19 protein-coding genes are annotated in these 16,894 nt (G+C 64.6%); 11 read left to right on the top strand and 8 right to left on the bottom strand.

The annotated features are described in order from the left end of the window. Nucleotide 1 precedes the first annotated feature (1 nt). From L0U82_RS19375 to L0U82_RS19395, 5 genes are all read left to right on the top strand, one after another. Nucleotides 2–2,230, top strand: coding sequence for a TonB-dependent siderophore receptor (locus tag L0U82_RS19375; RefSeq protein WP_233833588.1), 2,229 nt, complete (start codon nt 2–4; stop codon nt 2,228–2,230). Between the two features lie 66 nt (nt 2,231–2,296). Beyond that, nucleotides 2,297–2,980, top strand: a complete 684-nt coding sequence (locus L0U82_RS19380) for a Fe2+-dependent dioxygenase (RefSeq protein WP_233833589.1) — start codon at nt 2,297–2,299, stop codon at nt 2,978–2,980. Then, nucleotides 2,977–3,699, top strand: a complete 723-nt coding sequence (locus L0U82_RS19385; RefSeq protein ID WP_233833590.1) for a PepSY-associated TM helix domain-containing protein — start codon at nt 2,977–2,979, stop codon at nt 3,697–3,699. The genes L0U82_RS19380 and L0U82_RS19385 overlap by 4 nt, the downstream gene beginning before the upstream one ends. A 170-nt stretch (nt 3,700–3,869) precedes the next feature. Continuing rightward, nucleotides 3,870–4,586 carry a nitroreductase gene (locus tag L0U82_RS19390; protein ID WP_233833592.1) on the top strand — a complete coding sequence of 239 codons (717 nt, stop codon included), beginning with the start codon at nt 3,870–3,872 and terminating at the stop codon, nt 4,584–4,586. Nucleotides 4,587–4,704: 118 nt separating this feature from the next. Beyond that, nucleotides 4,705–5,019, top strand: coding sequence for a high-potential iron-sulfur protein (locus L0U82_RS19395; protein WP_233833593.1), 315 nt, complete (start codon nt 4,705–4,707; stop codon nt 5,017–5,019). Nucleotides 5,020–5,093: 74 nt separating this feature from the next. On the opposite strand, the gene L0U82_RS19400 is transcribed toward L0U82_RS19395, so the two are convergent. Both L0U82_RS19400 and L0U82_RS19405 read right to left on the bottom strand, forming a co-directional pair. Continuing rightward, complete coding sequence (locus L0U82_RS19400) at nt 5,094–5,456, bottom strand: DOPA 4,5-dioxygenase family protein (protein WP_233833595.1); 363 nt, start codon at nt 5,454–5,456, stop codon at nt 5,094–5,096. Nucleotides 5,457–5,462: 6 nt separating this feature from the next. After that, entirely contained in the window at nt 5,463–5,966 is a 504-nt protein-coding gene (locus L0U82_RS19405; RefSeq protein WP_233833596.1) for a GNAT family N-acetyltransferase, read from the bottom strand. A gap of 283 nt (nt 5,967–6,249) precedes the next feature. On the opposite strand from L0U82_RS19405, the gene L0U82_RS19410 reads away from it, so the two are divergent. Further along, on the top strand, nt 6,250–6,522 hold the full coding sequence (locus L0U82_RS19410; RefSeq protein WP_233833598.1) for a DUF1488 domain-containing protein: 273 nt from the start codon (nt 6,250–6,252) through the stop codon (nt 6,520–6,522). Nucleotides 6,523–7,416: 894 nt separating this feature from the next. After that, on the top strand, nt 7,417–7,890 hold the full coding sequence (locus L0U82_RS19415) for a hypothetical protein (protein WP_233833600.1): 474 nt from the start codon (nt 7,417–7,419) through the stop codon (nt 7,888–7,890). A gap of 216 nt (nt 7,891–8,106) precedes the next feature. Here L0U82_RS19415 and L0U82_RS19420 read toward each other — a convergent pair whose 3' ends face one another. After that, nucleotides 8,107–10,071: a hypothetical protein gene (locus tag L0U82_RS19420; protein WP_233833601.1), complete on the bottom strand. Its 1,965-nt coding sequence runs from the start codon at nt 10,069–10,071 to the stop codon at nt 8,107–8,109. Between the two features lie 465 nt (nt 10,072–10,536). Here L0U82_RS19420 and L0U82_RS19425 point away from each other — a divergent pair, with 465 nt between their 5' ends. The 4 genes from L0U82_RS19425 (at nt 10,537) to L0U82_RS19440 (ending at nt 13,228) form a co-directional block, all read left to right on the top strand. Beyond that, nucleotides 10,537–10,890 carry a YciI family protein gene (locus tag L0U82_RS19425; RefSeq protein ID WP_233833603.1) on the top strand — a complete coding sequence of 118 codons (354 nt, stop codon included), beginning with the start codon at nt 10,537–10,539 and terminating at the stop codon, nt 10,888–10,890. A gap of 179 nt (nt 10,891–11,069) precedes the next feature. Next, nucleotides 11,070–11,483: a YciI family protein gene (locus tag L0U82_RS19430; protein ID WP_233833605.1), complete on the top strand. Its 414-nt coding sequence runs from the start codon at nt 11,070–11,072 to the stop codon at nt 11,481–11,483. A gap of 38 nt (nt 11,484–11,521) precedes the next feature. Beyond that, nucleotides 11,522–11,944: a VOC family protein gene (locus tag L0U82_RS19435; protein WP_233833606.1), complete on the top strand. Its 423-nt coding sequence runs from the start codon at nt 11,522–11,524 to the stop codon at nt 11,942–11,944. A gap of 9 nt (nt 11,945–11,953) precedes the next feature. Beyond that, nucleotides 11,954–13,228, top strand: coding sequence for an RNA polymerase sigma factor (locus L0U82_RS19440; protein WP_233833608.1), 1,275 nt, complete (start codon nt 11,954–11,956; stop codon nt 13,226–13,228). Between the two features lie 5 nt (nt 13,229–13,233). Here L0U82_RS19440 and L0U82_RS19445 read toward each other — a convergent pair whose 3' ends face one another. The 5 genes from L0U82_RS19445 to L0U82_RS19465 form a co-directional block, all read right to left on the bottom strand. Then, complete coding sequence (locus L0U82_RS19445) at nt 13,234–13,851, bottom strand: LysE family translocator (protein ID WP_233833610.1); 618 nt, start codon at nt 13,849–13,851, stop codon at nt 13,234–13,236. Nucleotides 13,852–13,939: 88 nt separating this feature from the next. Then, on the bottom strand, nt 13,940–14,527 hold the full coding sequence (locus L0U82_RS19450) for a DUF4337 domain-containing protein (protein WP_233833612.1): 588 nt from the start codon (nt 14,525–14,527) through the stop codon (nt 13,940–13,942). Nucleotides 14,528–14,646: 119 nt separating this feature from the next. After that, nucleotides 14,647–14,823: a DUF1427 family protein gene (locus L0U82_RS19455; protein ID WP_233833613.1), complete on the bottom strand. Its 177-nt coding sequence runs from the start codon at nt 14,821–14,823 to the stop codon at nt 14,647–14,649. Between the two features lie 34 nt (nt 14,824–14,857). Next, nucleotides 14,858–15,826, bottom strand: a complete 969-nt coding sequence (locus L0U82_RS19460) for a quinone oxidoreductase family protein (protein ID WP_233833615.1) — start codon at nt 15,824–15,826, stop codon at nt 14,858–14,860. Nucleotides 15,827–16,005: 179 nt separating this feature from the next. Further along, nucleotides 16,006–16,848 carry an AraC family transcriptional regulator gene (locus tag L0U82_RS19465; RefSeq protein ID WP_233833617.1) on the bottom strand — a complete coding sequence of 281 codons (843 nt, stop codon included), beginning with the start codon at nt 16,846–16,848 and terminating at the stop codon, nt 16,006–16,008. Between the last annotated feature and the right edge of the window lie 46 nt (nt 16,849–16,894).

The following is a 16,894-nucleotide window of genomic DNA, read 5'->3' on the forward strand; positions in this document are numbered from 1 at the left end:
CATGCTCAACCACACGCCGCTCGTGACAGCGTTAGCGCTAGCTTTCACCGTTCCTTTTGCGACCCCGGCGGTCGCGCAGACCGCTCCTCAAAGCGCGTTGCAACCCGCTTCGGGCGCATCCGCGAACACTTCGAACAGCACCGCGACCACCGCGCAGACCAACGCACCGGCCGCCGACGCGCAGACTCTGCCGACCATCGGCGTGCAGGCTCAGGCCACGCAACCCGACTTCCAGACCGAACGCTCGACAGTCGGCGCGAAGACGCCGACCGCGCTGCGCGATATTCCGCAGACCGTCACCGTGATCAACCGCGATCTGCTGGCTTCGCAAGGCGCGACGTCGTTCACCGACGCGCTGCGTAACGCGCCGGGCGTGACGATCGGCGCGGCCGAAGGCGGCCAGATCGGCAACAACATCAACCTGCGCGGCTTTACCGCTCAGAACGACATCTATCTGGACGGCTTCCGCGACCGCAACCAGTACTACCGCGACACGTTCGATCTCGAATCGCTCGAAGTGCTGTACGGCCCGTCGTCGATGCTGTTCGGCCGCGGCTCGACCGGCGGCGTGATCAACCAGGTCACGAAGAAAGCGAACCTGACGGATTCGGCGGAAGTCACCGGCATGATCGGCACCGACGACAAATACCGTTCGACCGTCGACGTGAACCACAAGCTGACCGACACCTCGGCGATCCGTTTGAACGCGTTCGGCCAGAGCCTCGGCTCGACGCGCGACGTGATGAAGAACCAGGACTTCGGCGTTGCGCCGGAAGTGCGCTTCGGTATCGGCACGCCGACCGAAATTACGTTGTCGGCGCTGATCCAGCGTAACAACGACATGCCCGACTACGGTATTCAGGCGCTGAACGGCCGTCCGTCGCCGGTGCCGAAGAACACGTTCTACGGCCTGACCAGCGACCGCACGATCCAGGACGTGCAGATCTTTACCGCTGCGGTCAAGCATCGGTTTTCGGACGCCCTGACGCTGACGAACCAGACGCAGATCTCGCACTCGACCACCGACGCGCGCGAAACCGCGCCGCAATCGGTGCTGACCGGACCGCTCGCGACGAGCCCGGCGCTGTCGAATGGCAACTTCACGACGCTGTCGCCGTCGCAACTGTTCATCAAGCTGCAGAGTCATGACCGCGTGATCGAGAACCACGCGATCTACAACGACACGATGCTCGAGTACAAATTCAACACTGGCCCGATCAAGCACGACCTGATCGCCGGTGTCGAAATCGGTCGCGACACCTATTCGAACCAGGCGTACACGCGTAACAACCTGCCGATCGTGCCGATGCTGAATCCGCCGATCATGGGCACGCCGTCGAACGTGACGACGACGGTCGGCAACTATGCCGATTCGAGCGCGAACGAATTGTCCGCGTACCTGAACGACACCATCACGCTGACGCCGCAGTGGAAGTTGATCGGCGGCGTACGCTGGGATCGTTTCTCGGCCGAGATCACCAATTCGATCAGCGCGCCGGGGTTCGCGAGCCAGACCAACTACTTCACCAGCGTGCGCACGGGTGTGATTTATCAGCCGACCGACTGGCAGTCGTACTACGTGTCGTACGGCACGTCGTTCAACCCGTCGCTCGAATCGCTGACGGTCACGAACCTCACGCAGAACCTCGCGCCGGAATCGACGAAGTCGTATGAAGTGGGCGGCAAGTGGGATCTGTTCGGCGGCAACATCTCGGTGAACTCGGCGTTCTTCCGCGAGGAAATGGACAACGCCCGCACGCAGGTTTCGCCGACCGAATACGAGCTTTCCGGCGACATCCGCGTGGACGGTTTCCAGGCAGGCGTGACCGGCCACATCACCGACAAGTGGCAGGTGTTCGGCGGCTACACGTACATGGACGCGATCATCCTGAAGGCGTCCGACGGCACGCAGGGCCACACGCCGGCGAATACGCCGCGCAACACGTTGACGTTCTGGACGACCTACGCGATCACCCCGCACTGGGAAATCGGCGGCGGCCCGATCTACATGTCGCCGCGCTATGCGTCGAACACGAACTACGTGAAAGCGCCGGGCTACACGCGTTGGGATATGACCGCCGCGTATCACGCGAAGAAGTACGACGTGCGTCTGAACCTGTTGAACCTGACCAACAAGTACTACTACGACGCGCTGATTCCGTCGGACGGTGGACGTTCGGTGCCGGGCATCGGTCGTACGCTGCTCGCGACTTTCGACTACCGCTTCTGATGCACGGGTAGCGGATGCGATAGGCTTGCAGGTTTGAATCCGGCAAGCCTACGCAAAGGAAACCTTATGTTGCTGCACATTCCGAAGGTACTGGACGCCGCGCAATTGCGCTTCATGCGCGAGCGGCTCGATCAGGCGGGCGAAGCGTGGGTCGACGGCCGCGCGACCGCCGGCTATCAGGGCGCGCCGGTCAAGCGCAACCAGCAGATCGCCGAGCGCACGCCGATCGCGCGCGAACTCGGCGACGTGATCGTCGCGGCGATCGAGCGCAATCCGCTGTTCATCAGCGCGGTGCTGCCGAACCAGGTGTACCCGCCGCTGTTCAACCGTTACGAGGGCGGCATGCAGTTCGGCAGCCACGTCGACGGTGCGGTGCGGGTGCTGCCGAACGGCGTGAAGCTGCGTACCGACGTATCGGTCACGCTGTTTCTCAGCGAGCCCGACGAATACGACGGCGGCGAACTGGTGATCGAAGACACCTACGGCGTGCAGCAGGTGAAGCTGCCGGCGGGCGACATGATCGTCTATCCGGCAACGAGCCTGCATCAGGTGACGCCGGTCACGCGCGGCGCGCGCGTGGCCAGCTTCTTCTGGGTGCAAAGCCTCGTGCGTAGTGACACGCATCGCGCGGTGCTGTTCGACATGGACACCGCGATTCAACGACTCAATGCCACCAACGCCGACGAGACCGCGCGCCGCAGTCTCGTTGGTTGCTATCACAATCTGTTGCGTACCTGGAGTGAAACGTGAGCGTATCGGACACTATCGACATTCAATCGCCCGCGGCTGGTGAGAACGACGAACACGAACCGCGGCGGTTCGATAGCGATGAGCTCAAGTCGCGCCAGCAACGCTCGCGGCGCGCGACCTTCATCAAATGGCTGCGCAAGGTGCATGGCTGGGTCGGGTTGTGGGGCGCCGCGCTGGGTCTGATGTTCGGCACCACCGGTTTCTTCCTGAACCATCGGGGCGGGCCGCTCAAGGTGTCGACCGGCGAGCCGCAGGTGTCGGTCATGCAGGTGCCGATGCCGCAACCCGCGCCCGAGTCGCCGAAAGAACTCGCCAAGTGGTTGAAGAGCGAACTGAAGATCGACGGCAAACCGGCGCGCGCGCAGAAGGAGCCCGAGCGGCGCGTTGCATGGGGCGATCGCAGCGTGATGCAGCCCGAGCACTGGCAGTTGAATTTCGCGTCGCCGCGCGAGAACACGTCGGCCGAATACTGGGTCGGCAATAACTATGTGACGGTCAAGCACAGCGAGAACACCTTCCTCGCGATGCTGACGAACATGCACAAGGGCGTTGGTCTCAGCGTCGGCTGGGTGCTGCTGATCGATACGCTCGCGGGCAGCCTCATTCTGTTGTCGCTGACCGGCGTGCTGTTGTGGACCGAGTTGAACAAGCGCAAGACCGTGGGCGCCGTGCTCGTGCTGGGCTCGATCACCGCGATCGTGTGCCTCGGGTTGCTGTAAGCGCGGGTTCAGGCCACGCGTCGTTACACGCGTCGGTAACTACACATCGCTTCTCGCATCGCGCGGATCGTCGCGTCGAAGTTAAAGCCTGCGCGCTTGCACGCAGGCTTTGATCGGCACGCGCTAGAATCGTCGCAGACCCACTTCGCTGGCTCTGCCGCCATCCGCCGATGTCCTCTTTCCCTTCCCCCGCCGATCCGGCAAGTCCCGCCAATGCTGTCGATGCCGCGCTGATCACGCGGCGTTCGGTACGCGCTTTTCTGCCGACGCCGGTGCCGCGCGCCGATATCGAAGCGATTCTCGACGCCGCCAGCCGCGCGCCATCGGGCACCAACACGCAGCCGTGGAAGGTGTACGTGCTGACGGGCGACTCGCTCGCGCGTTTGTCGCGCGAACTGGTCGCCGCTTATGACGACCCGCAACGCGACGTGCTCTATCAGGAGGAGTACGCGTACTATCCGCGCCAGTGGCTATCGCCGTTCATCGATCGGCGCCGCAAGATCGGCTGGGATCTGTATGGGCTGCTCGGCATCGGCAAGGGCGACAAGGCGCGCATGCACGCGCAGCATTCCCGCAATTTCCGCTTCTTCGACGCACCGGTCGGGTTGCTGTTCACGATCGACCGCAGTCTCGAACGCGGCAGCTGGCTCGACTACGGCATGTTTTTGCAGGGGATCATGACGGCCGCGCGCGGACGCGGACTCGATACCTGTCCGCAGGCCGCGTTCATCCAGTTTCATCGACTGATTACCGGCTATCTGGGCTTGCCGGATAACGAGCAGGTCGTGTGCGGCATGTCACTCGGCTTCGCGGACGAAAGCGCACCCGTCAACGCGTTGCGTACCGAGCGCGAACCGGTCGAGCGCTTCGCGCGGTTTTTCGACTGAGTGCGCCTGCACGTTTTCTGTGTTGCCGGTTTCTTCTTGTTCTCGATGTTCTCTACGTTGTTCACGTTATTCGTGTATTGATGCGTATTCGTCAGTCCCCACCCGGAGCCCAATCAAAATGAAAACATCGCGTCGCCAATTTCTGCTGTTAAGCGCGGGCGTCGGCTCGTCGCTCGCATTGTCACGCGTCGCGTTTTCCGCCACTCCCGCCAATGCCGTCAAAGAGAGCGATCCGCAGGCGCAGGCGGTCGGCTATGTCGCGGATGCGTCGAAGGTCGACAAGGCCAAATTCCCGAACTTCGCGTCGGATCAATCGTGCGCGAGCTGCTCGCTGTTCCAGGGCAAGGCGTCGGATGCGTACGGAGGTTGTACGTTGTTTGGCGACAAGCAGGTCGCGTCGCATGGATGGTGTAGCGCGTATTCGAATATCTAGGTCGAGCGGTTCAAGGCGCGGGCGATGCGATCCGGCGTTGCCCGCGCCGCTGCGACCGGTGGTTGCGGCATCACCTATCCCAACGCCTTCAGCACAAGCTCATACGAACGCCCGATCCACACCGCCGCATCGCGATGATCGCGCAGCGCGTCGCCGGTATTCGGATGAAGAAACACATCGAGCGCGCCGTGATTGAGCGTGAGCCAGCCGACCACGTCGCCGAACTGCGCCTGCGTGAACGCCAGCTGATACGACCACATCGGATGCGGACCCACCGGCCGTTCATGAAAGCGTCCGATCTGCAATGCGTCGCCCCAGTGCGCGGCGATCTGTTCGCGAAATGCCCACGCGGCATCGCGGCTCGCCGCATCGAAATAGATATGTGCATGCCAGCTTCCAATAGCTGACGGATCACGAAAAGTATTCTCAGTGTTCATCGCGTTTCAGTCTTTATCCGACATTCGTTCTGCTTCGTGCTCCGCCGGCGTGCGCGGTGCGAAGCGCATGTGAAACTGTATCTCATCCTCGCCGACGATTTCGAAGCCGAGCCGATCGTAGAGCCGCTTCGCGCGGTTGCCCTTGAGCACGTGCAGCGCGACCGGCAGCGCGTCGGCCGCGGCGGCGCGCAGGATCGTGCGCAGCGCCTGCTCGCCGATACCGCGCCCTTGCAGCGCCGGCATGATCTGCAATTGCTGCACGAACCATTCGGTGTCGCTGCGATGCGCCTTCAGCAGGCCCGCAGGCACGCCGTCGATACAGATCACCTGCGCCGCGTCGTAGCGGTGCAGAAGACGCGCGCGATGGGTGTCGTCGTCAGTCGGTTCGCCGGCGCGCGTGAGGTGTTCGGTCATTGTCGCCTTGCGCAGTTCGAACAGGAACGCTTCATCGTCCGGTTGCGCGGGGCGCAGGCTTAGCGTGGGTTGTCGGGCGGGCGCTTGGGTCGGCATGTCGGCGGGATTCAAGCCTGATGCGTTAGTGGAAAGGGCGGCCGATGGGTAGCGCTCCCGCATGATTCAAACAAAGTCTGATATGCCGTTCACAGCGTCGAGCCTGCCGTACGGATCGCGCGGTCGCGGCGGTGTAAACCCGCGAAAGTAAAACAACGCGTGTAAAAACGGTGAGGCAACAACGTTTGTAGTAACTGCGGCCCTGTAAATCATACGGTTTTGCGGCGACGTTCGAGCGGTGCGGCGAGCGTTGCAATCAATAATCAATGTTACGAGGTGGGTTATGACGACGATCGAGGCGGCAGCCAGCGTCTCGGCAGACGGACGCGCGGTGATCTTTCAGCTTTCGTCGCGTGGGCGCGACTTTGAATGCACGGTCACGCGCGAGGCGCTCGAGCAGCACTTCTGGCTGCAACGCGACGCGGACGACGTACGCGTTCTGCAAACCTTCGAGGATGGACGCAAGCGCATTACCGCCATCGCCGAGCGGAAAATGCTCGCGCGTCCGGGCGAGAAAGTGCTGCTGACGATCGACGATTTCACCAAGCGCGGTTGAGCCTCGCAGTGCGCCGCGCGCATCGCTTCATCCGTCGCTTTGCTCGTCACTTCGTGCGTGATTTCGCGGCCGATGCCGGCTCGGCTCGCGCACATCCAGACCCGAATTGCGCTGTTACATTCATTCGCCAAATTAACCCGCCAATGCCCCTCGCTTCGCGCAATTGCATTCGTACTTGCGCGCCTACACTGTTTTCCATGGAGCGACAAATCACCGAACTCCATCGGCGCGATTCCCCCGCGTCGTGTTTGAACCGTACCGTTGATGGCAACAAGTAACTCGCAGTGGCAGTGGTATCACGCAGTTCGTAGCATGCATTACGAAGTGAGCAGTCGGTAATCGGTAATTTGCAATAAAGGCAAGGCGCAGTCGCAGCAACGTAAAAGAACGCGCAATCCCGCCGGGACAAGCGCGAATCGGTTGGGGGTGCGGCGCGGTGCAGTTGGGCACGAGGGACCATGCCGCATGCAGTGGCGTCACGCTGTAACGCTGTAGATATCGCAGTAGCAGTAGCGGTTTGAAATCGATGATTTGAAGTCAGCTTTGATGCAGTAAAAATTGCAGTAGCAGTTCAGGTAGCAACAGCTTTGTAGGTTGGTGGTTAAAGGTCGGCAGGCATCCACGCGCATGACCGACTGTTCCATCCTGTCAGCCCTGTTCCTCGCGGAACAGGGCTTTTTTTCGTTGGAACGGATCGTGCACCTTGTATCTGCCGGGTTCGAACCGATATGCGCTCGACTGCATCCTGCGATACGGTCTGAATTATCCGCGCCGCGTTTCGTGAACTGTCGGGCGCGAAACGCGTCGGACGGTTTTGAGCGCGGCAGTTGCCGACGCGATGCTTGCCGTCGTCGCATGCCGAAGTCCGGCCAGCAGTGACAAGGAGTTGAATCGATGTCGAATAAATCGCGAGTTCGCAAGCCTGGCCAGTCGGGCCTGTCCCCGTTATTGCGCGCGTTGACGCAAAGCCGCACCGCGCACGCGCCGGTCACGCAGACGATGCTGCTGCAGGCCTACGCGGCACTCGATGCATTCCACCGCGGCCACGGCGCGCGCAATTTGCATACGATGCTGAGCCGCCATTTGCTGGTCGCACAAGAACTGGCGCGTGTCGGTCTCGGTGACGACGCACTCGCCGATATCGAAAGCGCGCATGCGGCGATGGTGCGGCTCGACGTGCGCGAACGCGACACCGGCCGCTGGTTGCTCGAAGACGATGAACACGCGCGCCTGTGCACGGCGCTGGCGATTTTCGACGGGCAGTTGTCGGCGGCGTCGCTCAGCGAGTTGGCAAGCGCGGAAGCGCGCATGATCGAAGGGCTGGTGAGATCCGCGCGAGTGCGGGCGTTGGCGGAGACAACGGTTTAAGCCGCAAGCGCAAAAGCATCGCCGAACCAACCGTAGCACCGGGCAAAAAAACGCCCCACGTCGAACAGACTCCCGTAGCTGGACATCGAGCCAGGCGCGGAGCAGTTCGACGTGGGGCGTTTGTGTTGCGGCGGGTGTTCGTGTGCACGAAGGTGCTTGCAAAAAGCGCGTGCAAAAAGCGCCTGCACGAAGGCCCGCCCGCCAACGCCGCCCGCGTCAGTCGTTATACCTCGTGATGTCGTAATACGCGGTGCCGTTCTGGCCGCCACCCAGTTGAATCAGCCGCGAGCCCCCCGTGGTCAGCGCGGGGAACGGACAGGTCGTGCAGACTTGCACGCCCGTCGAGTCGACGCCCGCGCTGACGGTCGTCTGATATTGGCCGACCGTCGTGTTGTTCATCGGGCCGATCGAGAATCCGTTGGCTTCCACCAGACCCGCATTCGACTGCGCGGTCGCCTGAATCTCCACCGAATTGACCGGAAGCGCGAGATCGAGTCCGTTCACGAGACTCGACCACGTCACGCTCAGCGCGTACTGCTCGCCCGCGAGCTGCGTGCCCGGCGTGAGGAACTGCGTCGTCGCGTCGTTCATCACCAGCGCCGGCCACGCGACCGAGCCGCCGGCCGCCGCGCCGAGCGGGCTGCCCGGATTGATCACTGACGACTGGCCGAGCTGCGCGCCGTTCCTGTCGTAGAACGTCACCGTGTAGGTCGAATAAAGCGGCACGCCGGTCGCGTCGACGGGCTGCGCGGCGTAGAAACCGGTCGATGCCGGCGGCGTAAAGTTCGCGGTCGACGACAGCGATAGCCACGACCAGCGATACAGCGACGTATTGCTGCTGGTCGTCGCGGGCGCGACAGGCGGCGCGCTCAACGCGCTATCCGCGAAACCGAGCGTGCTGCTGCCCGATGCGGCGCGCGGCATCAGCCACACCGGCCCGCCGAGACCCGGCCCGCTGACCGACGCCGAATACACGTTCGAATTCGATGTCGCCGGAATCGTGATCTGGAGCCCGGACTCGTAGCGGTTCACGTCGTTGAGCCGCGTATCGAGGAAGGTCTGACGCGTGATCTGCGACTTGATCGTCACCGCGAACGACGACTGATCGCCGATCAGATCCCAGCCGAGCTGCGTGCCGTTCGCGAGCGTCACCGGCGTCGCGAGCTGTTGCGCGATGCTGTAGAACACGCCGGGCTTGCCGCTCGCGAGCGTGAACGGCAGTTGCACGAGCGCCAGCTGCTTGCCGGCGCGCGTGAAGAACGCGAGCGTCTTCGGCGGGCCGAACGCCGCGCCGGTCAGCGCTGCTTCGGTCAGGCCGTGCGCGACCGCGAGATCGGTCGAGCCGCTTTCCTTGTACGCAGCATCGATGGCGGGCGAGCAAGACGTGTTGTTGAGCGCGCCGTTCGCCGCGCAGGCGGTCAGCAGCGACGCGAGCGGCTCCAGATAATTCGCGGCGACCGACGGCGCCGCGAGCGCCACACCCTGCGCGGTCTTGTTGTTCAGCGCGACGGTCGTGGCCGGCGCCGCGTTCGATACCAGCGACAGCCCGCCGTTGGCCGCCGTGACCAGCGATACCGTATCGATCACCGCATCGGCGCCCGTGTGATTCGGCGTGAACGCGGCGCTGACCGGATCGAAGCCGGCCATCTGGATGCCGTTCTGCTTGAGGAGGTTCGCGAGGATCGTGTCGAGGGTGATCGTCGCGATTTCGACGGACGGCAACGTGACTTTCGCGAGCGCGGTGCTCGACGCGAGATCGAGCGGATTGCCCGACGTGGTCAGCATCGCGGCGAGCGCGGTGGTCAGCGTCGTGACGTTGGCGACGGCCGGCGCGGTGCTGGTCGGCAGCTTCGCGACCACGGCGACGAGCGGCGCCGACAGACCCGCCGCATCTTTCGCGACGATAAAGAACGGCAGCGTCATGCCTTTCACGGCGAGGCTGTACGCGCCCTGCGTGTTGGTGGTCGCGGTGGCCTGCGCGCCGGTCGCATCGGTCAGCGTGACGTTCGCGCCGACGAGCGCGGTGCCCGATGCAACCGTGCCGCTCACCGAGTTCGGGCTCGGCGGCGGCGCGGGGGTCGACTCGGTGCCGGAACCGCCACCGCTGCCGCATCCGCCGAGTTGAAAGAAGACGAAGGTGATGGCGGTTGCGATACCGGTGCGCACGATCGATCGATGCATGAAATTCCCCGCTGCTCGGACTATTTGAGTTGTTGCCGGTGCGACCGATGAGGCCGCCGTGGTCCCGCGCTGAAACGGCTGTTCAAGCGCGGGCTCGAATGGATTTCGGAGAATACTTCAAAGCGGCGCTGGTGTGTCGCGTGCCGGCGTGAAGATGCGTGGCACGTCGCTTTTACGAGTGTCCGTAGCGGAAATGTCCGCGGATGCCGGCCGGAATGCGCCGGGCCGTCTCGCGAACGCACTACGAAGCGCGGGCCTGCGTTGCGGGCCTACCAGCCTGGCGGTTTGCCGCTGTCATGCCCTGTTGCTAGACTGGTTGCGCCTCTTTCCAACGATGCTCATTAGCAGCCGGGTTGGCCAGCGAATGCCGGCGCGCGCGGCGACGATCCCGCCCAATCACCCGGAAGCGAACCACAAGCGAACCACAAACGCATCGCAAACCAACCCGACCCAATCGGAGACGCCATGTCCTACATGCTGCTCATCGTCGAACCCCCGAATCAACGCGCCGAGCGTGGCGAAGCCGCGGGCCGCGAAGTCTATGGCCAGATGCTGGAATTCGCCGCCGGCCTGAAGGAGCGCGGCAAACTGCTCGCGGCCGAATCGCTGACCGCGCAAAAGGATGCGGTACGCGTCGAAGTCCGCAATGGTCAGCCGAAGCTCGTCGACGGTCCGTTCGCCGAGGCGAAAGAGATGATCGGCGGCTTCTTTCTGTTGAACTGTGACACGCGTGAAGAGGCGCTGGAGATCGCGCAGGCCTGCCCGGCGGCGGCGTGGTGCACGGTCGAGGTGCGCAAGCTCGGGCCGTGTTTCATGTAGTCGCATTTAAAGGCCCGGGAGGCTTTTGCTCAGTACTTTCCCTGGGCGTTGCCGCGCGTGTCGATCGGACCGCGCATCGCTCGTCGTGTGAATGAGGAGCGCGCCGGCACCGCGCGTTCCGCGATCGATTCACCTGCATCCACCGGCAACAACCCACATACAACGACGGAGCAACGACCATGCGATTCATGATCATCGTCAAGGCCACGGCCACGAGCGAAGCCGGCGAGATGCCGGAAACATCGCTGATCGCCGCGATGAGCGCGTACCACGAAGAACTCGCCAAAGCCGGCGTGCTGCTCGACGCCAACGGCTTGCAGCCGACCTCGAAAGGCTGGCGCGTGCGCTACAGCGGCGGCAAGCGGACCATCGTCGACGGCCCGTTCGCGGAAACCAAGGAACTGATCGCCGGCTATACGCTGATCCAGGTGCGCTCGCGCGACGAAGCGATGGAATGGGCGCGGCGTTTCCCCGCGCCGTTCGGCGAGAACGCCGACGGCGAGATCGAGGTCCGCCAGTTGTTCGAACTCGACGACTTCGAGCCGAGCCCTGAAATCGAACGTTTCCGCCAGGTCCAGCAAGGTCGTCACTGAACCGCGCCAGCAACCCACGTCAATTACCGGACGCCATCATGCACAAACAGATCTACGTCAATCTCGCGGTCGACAACGTCGAACGCTCGAAGGCCTTTTTTACCGCGCTCGGCTTTAGCGTCGAACCGCGCTTCAGCAACGACCAGGCGGTGTCGCTGATCCTCGGCGAAAACATCTACGCGATGCTGCTCGTCAAGGACATGTTCAAGGGCTTCACGCCGAAGCCGCTCGCCAACGCGAAGGAGAGCACCGAAGTGCTGGTGTGCCTGTCGTGCGACAGCCGCGCGGAAGTGGACGCGCTGGTCGCGAAGGCCCTCGCCGCCGGTGGCAGCGCGCCGCGCCCGCCGCAGGATCACGGCTTCATGTACGGGCACGCATTCGAGGACCTCGACGGCCATATCTGGGAACTCGCGTACATGGAACCGGGCGCGGACCCGAGCGCGCAGTCGGCAGCCAATTAAGGTCAGCTCGTGACAACGCAGGCCACCCATCGTGCGATCGAGGCTGTCTGGCGGATCGAGTCCGCGAAGGTCATCGCTCACGTCGCGCGGATCGTGCGCGATGTCGGGCTCGCGGAAGAGCTCGCGCAGGACGCGCTGGTGGCCGCGCTCGAACATTGGCCCGACGCCGGCGTGCCCGATAACCCCGGAGCATGGCTGATGACGACCGCGAAAAACCGCGCGCTCGACCGGCTGCGCCAGGAAGCGCTGCATGCGCGCAAGCGCGAGGAACTCGGCCACGATCTCGACGCGATCGAAGCGCACGTAGTGCCGGATTTCGTCGATACGCTCGATGCCGCGCGTGCCGACGATATCGGCGACGATCTGCTGCGGTTGATCTTTACCGCGTGCCATCCGGTGCTGTCGACCGATGCGCGCGTCGCGCTGACGCTGCGTCTGCTGGGCGGCCTCACGACCGATGAAATCGCCCGCGCGTTTCTGGTGCCGGAGCCGACCATCGCGCAGCGGATCGTGCGCGCAAAACGCACGCTGTCGGCGGCGCGCGTGCCGTTCGAGGTGCCGCAAGCGGACGCGCGCGCGCCGCGCCTCGCGTCGGTGCTGCAGGTGATTTACTTGATTTTCAACGAAGGTTATTCGGCGACGGCCGGCGACGACTGGATGCGCCCCACGCTGTGCGAGGAAGCGCTGCGGCTCGGGCGCGTGCTCGGCGGACTCGTGCCCGGCGAGAGCGAAGTGCTCGGCCTCGTCGCGCTGATGGAGATTCAGGCGTCGCGCACGCACGCGCGCATCGACGCGCAGGGGCGCCCCGTGCTGTTGCTCGATCAGGATCGCAGCCGTTGGGATCCGCTGCTGATTCGCCGTGGGCTGGCTGCGTTGCAGAGCGCGCATGCGCTCGGCGGCGCGAGCGGGCCGTACGCGTTGCAGGCCGCGCTCGCCGCCTGTCATGCGCGTGCCCATCGCGCCGAGGATACCGACTGGGCGCAGATCGTCGCGCTATACGATGCGCTCGCGCAGGTCGCGCCGTCGCCGGTGGTCGAGTTGAACCGCGCGGTCGCGGTCGGCATGGCGTTCGGGCCGGCGGCCGCTCTCGAAATCGTCGATGAACTTGCCGCGGATGCGGCGCTCGCGAATTATCACTGGCTGCCGAGTGTGCGCGGCGATCTGCTGGTCAAGCTCGGGCGCATCGATGAAGCGCGCGCCGAGTTCGAGCGTGCCGCGGCGATGACGCGCAATACGCGCGAGCGGGTGTTGCTGCTGGAGCGTGCGCGCGGGCTTGCGCATTGAGCGCCTTAGCGAATCAACTGCCGCACGCCCAACGCGACGATCAATCCGCCGCATACCCGATCGACCCACGTCTTACCGCTCCGGTATGCCGCCGCGATCCGCGCATGCGACAACGCCAGCGCAACGAAGCCATACCAGCTGCTGGCGACGACGAACACCATGCCGAGCATCGCCGCAAACGTGCCGGTGCTCACATGCGCGGGCGCCGCCGACGAGAACACCGCGGCAAAAAACGCCATCGATTTCGGATTCGCGATGTTGGTCGCGAAGCCCTGCGTGAACGCCTGACGAAAGCCGCCCGACGGCGCTTTGGCGAGCACCATCTGCCGCGCCGCCGACGCGTTGAAGATCAAGCGTCCGCCAAACCACAGCAGATAGCACGCCCCCACGATCCTGACCACGAGCGCGAGCCAGGGAAACGCGGCGAACACGATGCCGACGCCGAGAATCGCGCAGCTTGCCCAGAACAGATTGACGAGCACGATGCCGGCGACCATCGCCAGCGCTTCGATGCGCGTCGCCGACGCGGCCTTGTGCGCGACCGCCACGAAGTTCGGGCCGGGGCTCACGACGCCCGCGATATAGACGGAGAAAACGCCGAGAACGGCGGAGCCATCGATCACAACACACTCCTTGGCTGGAAACGGCAAATACGGGGAAAACAGCGGAAGTGCGGAAAGCGGAGCAAGCGCGAGGCGAACAGCGCCGCGCTCATAGCCCGAAAAACGCCGCGCCCGCGGTCAGCACGCCACCCGTCGCGACCACGTAGGCCAGATTGCGCAGCCAGTTCTTGCGCGTGAGCAGCGTGATCGCACACAGCGCAATCGCCACCTGAATCAGCAGCGTCGCCTGGGCCCAGCGATGGTGACCGTGCAGCAGTGCTTCGCTGCGCGTGTCTGCGACGACGACCTGCTTCTCGATCGCTTCGGCGTTGGCGCGGATCGGCTCTTTTTCGTGCGTGTATTTTTCGACGTCGGCGGCGAATTTGGCCTGCGCGGCACTGTTCGGCGGCGCCAGCGCCGCGCCGAGTTCGGCGAGGTTCTGCTTTTCGCCCTTCGCCTGGTAGTAGGCCCACTGGTTCGCCGCTTCGGTCTTCTTGATCGCGGCTTCGTTCTTGTAGAACAGCGCGAGGTTTTCGCTGTTGCCGCTCTGGTATGCGCACAGCGCGCCGATCGTCGCGAGGATCGCCGTCATGACCGCCATGCGGCTCGCGAACGGGTCGGCGTCGTGATGCGCGGCGTGACCGGCGTGTTCGACCGCATGATCGTGCGGACCATGCACTTCATATTCTTCAGACATCAGATTCTCCGAGGCGATGCTTTCTTGTCGTCACCGGGCGCGGCGGGAGCCCGGCGGGCCTCAATCTTAACGTGTCGCGCGCGGCGGCAGGCCGCGTGAGTCGTGATTCGGCGGGCGCTTCAATGCACGCCCGACGCGAGCCATGCGCGCAGGAGCGGAATCAGTTGCTCGCCGCCGACCATGCCGAGCAGCCCGACGAGCGCGACCGTCGGCGGCGCGGGCGATTTCACGTTCATCACGCTATACAGCAGCCCGACCAGCGCACCGGCGGCGAGCGAGAGCACATACGCTTTCATGTTCGTTGTACCTGTGGGAAGGGGGCGGTGACGGTTAATCCATGCGAATCACGACGCGTCCGCGCGTGCCCGCGGCCACCGCGTCGTAGGCTTCGCGCGCGCGGGCCAGCGGAAATTCCTGCGCGATCGCCGGTGCGCTCAGCTTGCCGCTCTCGAAGCCATCGACGAGCGCCGTCATCAGCGGCGCCGATTCAGCCACGCCGAGCTTCGCGCTGTCGACGCCGAGCAATTGGGTCTCGTTGTGATAGAAGTCGATCAGATCGAATTCGACACGGCGTTTGCCGGTGCCGCTGATTTCGAGCACGCGGCCGCGCCGTTTCGCGACGCTCAACGCGGTCTCGAACGCGACGCCGCCGACCGTGTCGTAGACGACTTCCGCGCCCGCGCCATCGGTCAGCTCGCGCAGCCGTTCGCTCGCGTGTTCGTCGAACGGCACGTAGTCGTCGATCAGGCGGCCTGCGGGCGTGGCCGGATCGAGCGGGCGGCGGTCCAATGCGATCACGCGCGCGCCGCGCGCCTTCGCGATCTGCACGATCGCGCCGCCCACGCCGCCCCCCGCGCCGAGCACCGCGATCGTTTCGCCCGCGCGCAACTGTGCGTATTCGACGGTGCCGAGCCATGCGACCACGAAGTTCACGCCGATCGCCGATGCCGCCGCGTGACTCAATGCGGCGGGTTTGCGCGACAGCGCCGCGAGCGGGAGCTGGATGTATTCGGCGTGCGTGCCGTCGCGCGTGAAGCCGATGTCGCCGCCGGTGCCCCACACCTCGGCGTCGAGCCATTCGCGCGGGCCGTCCGTGACGACGCCGCTGAAGTCGCGGCCCGGCGTGCGCGGCAGTACCGTGTGCGCGAAATGGCCAGCGACGTTTTTCACGTCGCTCGGGTTGACCGAGGCCGCCATCACGCGCACCACTGCGTGGCCGGCATCGGCTTGCGGGGTCGGCAGGTCGACGTATTCGAGCACGTCGGGTGCGCCGAAGGATTTGAACTGGATCGCTTTCATCGTGGGTCGCTCCTAGGGTAGGTAGGCCGCGTCGTATGCGGATGGAGCTAAGTCTAGGTGACGGACGAGAGCGAGTCAGGACAAGGACTTTCGAATTTCGGACAACGGGGAGCGGGACTGGGGTACGGCGGTGCCGACGCTTTGGCGAAGCGGGAACGCGGAGGGTCCTGGCGAGGTGATCAGGCTTTGGGCCGGTCTTGGTCGACATCCGCATGCGCCGCGGTGTGGGCGTTTCGTTCATCCACCAGCGTCCGGCGCGGATCGAATGCGCTCGGCGGCGCGCCCAGTTCGCGCCGGAACATGTCGCTGAAGCTGCTCGGCTGGAAGCCGAGCGCGCGGGCGATGCTGCTCACCGGCCGCCCTTCGGCGAGGCCCGATACCGCGACTGCGAGTTGCACCTGACGCCGCCACTCCGCAAAACCGACACCGAGTTCGCGCATGAAGAGCCGCGCGAGCGTGCGTACGCTCGCGCCGACCGATGCCGCGTGCTGCTCGAAGCCGATTGCGTTGGTCGGGTTGTCGATCACCGCGCGGCACAGCGCTTCGAGCCGCCGGTCCGATGCGCCGGGCAGCGCGATGCGTAACGACGAGCGCGGCGCACGCGCGAGTTCCAGCATCGCCAGACGATAGGCGGCGTCGAGATAGGTCGGGTCGCGCGCGTCGGCGCGCTCGTGTTCGGCAATCGACGCGATCAGCTCGCGCAGCAGCCGGTTCACCTCGAACACGTCGCTGCGAGGGCTCAGATGGCCGACGTTGCGCGCGTGCAGATAGAGGTTGCGCATCTCGACGTCGCTCATCATGTGGATCGAATGCGGCGTGCCGGCTGGCAGCCAGACGGCGCGCTGCGGCGGTACGACCAGTGCCTCGCGGCCGACCTCGACCCACATCACGCCGGAGACCGCGTACAGCACCTGCGCCCACGCATGCGAGTGCGGATCGATGCGCAGCCCGCGCGGATAGTGCCGCGCGAGGGAGCGGGCGTTCGCGTCATCGTCGAGTTTGGGTGGGCGGGCTTGGGGCACGGCGGTCGTTGCGCGGCGCGCATCAGGAGATCGCGGACCTTCGCGG

The sequence above is a fragment of the Paraburkholderia sp. ZP32-5 genome (assembly GCF_021390495.1).
GTDB lineage: Bacteria > Pseudomonadota > Gammaproteobacteria > Burkholderiales > Burkholderiaceae > Paraburkholderia.

Bases quoted from the DNA above. Each gene is read 5' to 3' on its own strand.
- L0U82_RS19375 (WP_233833588.1), top strand. From the start codon at position 2: ATGCTCAACCACACGCCGCTCGTGACAGCGTTAGCGCTAGCTTTCACC.
- L0U82_RS19380 (WP_233833589.1), top strand. From the start codon at position 2,297: ATGTTGCTGCACATTCCGAAGGTACTGGACGCCGCGCAATTGCGCTTC.
- L0U82_RS19390 (WP_233833592.1), top strand. From the start codon at position 3,870: ATGTCCTCTTTCCCTTCCCCCGCCGATCCGGCAAGTCCCGCCAATGCT.
- L0U82_RS19395 (WP_233833593.1), top strand. From the start codon at position 4,705: ATGAAAACATCGCGTCGCCAATTTCTGCTGTTAAGCGCGGGCGTCGGC.
- L0U82_RS19400 (WP_233833595.1), bottom strand. From the start codon at position 5,456: ATGAACACTGAGAATACTTTTCGTGATCCGTCAGCTATTGGAAGCTGG.
- L0U82_RS19405 (WP_233833596.1), bottom strand. From the start codon at position 5,966: ATGCCGACCCAAGCGCCCGCCCGACAACCCACGCTAAGCCTGCGCCCC.
- L0U82_RS19410 (WP_233833598.1), top strand. From the start codon at position 6,250: ATGACGACGATCGAGGCGGCAGCCAGCGTCTCGGCAGACGGACGCGCG.
- L0U82_RS19415 (WP_233833600.1), top strand. From the start codon at position 7,417: ATGTCGAATAAATCGCGAGTTCGCAAGCCTGGCCAGTCGGGCCTGTCC.
- L0U82_RS19420 (WP_233833601.1), bottom strand. From the start codon at position 10,071: ATGCATCGATCGATCGTGCGCACCGGTATCGCAACCGCCATCACCTTC.
- L0U82_RS19425 (WP_233833603.1), top strand. From the start codon at position 10,537: ATGTCCTACATGCTGCTCATCGTCGAACCCCCGAATCAACGCGCCGAG.
- L0U82_RS19430 (WP_233833605.1), top strand. From the start codon at position 11,070: ATGCGATTCATGATCATCGTCAAGGCCACGGCCACGAGCGAAGCCGGC.
- L0U82_RS19435 (WP_233833606.1), top strand. From the start codon at position 11,522: ATGCACAAACAGATCTACGTCAATCTCGCGGTCGACAACGTCGAACGC.
- L0U82_RS19450 (WP_233833612.1), bottom strand. From the start codon at position 14,527: ATGTCTGAAGAATATGAAGTGCATGGTCCGCACGATCATGCGGTCGAA.
- L0U82_RS19455 (WP_233833613.1), bottom strand. From the start codon at position 14,823: ATGAAAGCGTATGTGCTCTCGCTCGCCGCCGGTGCGCTGGTCGGGCTG.
- L0U82_RS19460 (WP_233833615.1), bottom strand. From the start codon at position 15,826: ATGAAAGCGATCCAGTTCAAATCCTTCGGCGCACCCGACGTGCTCGAA.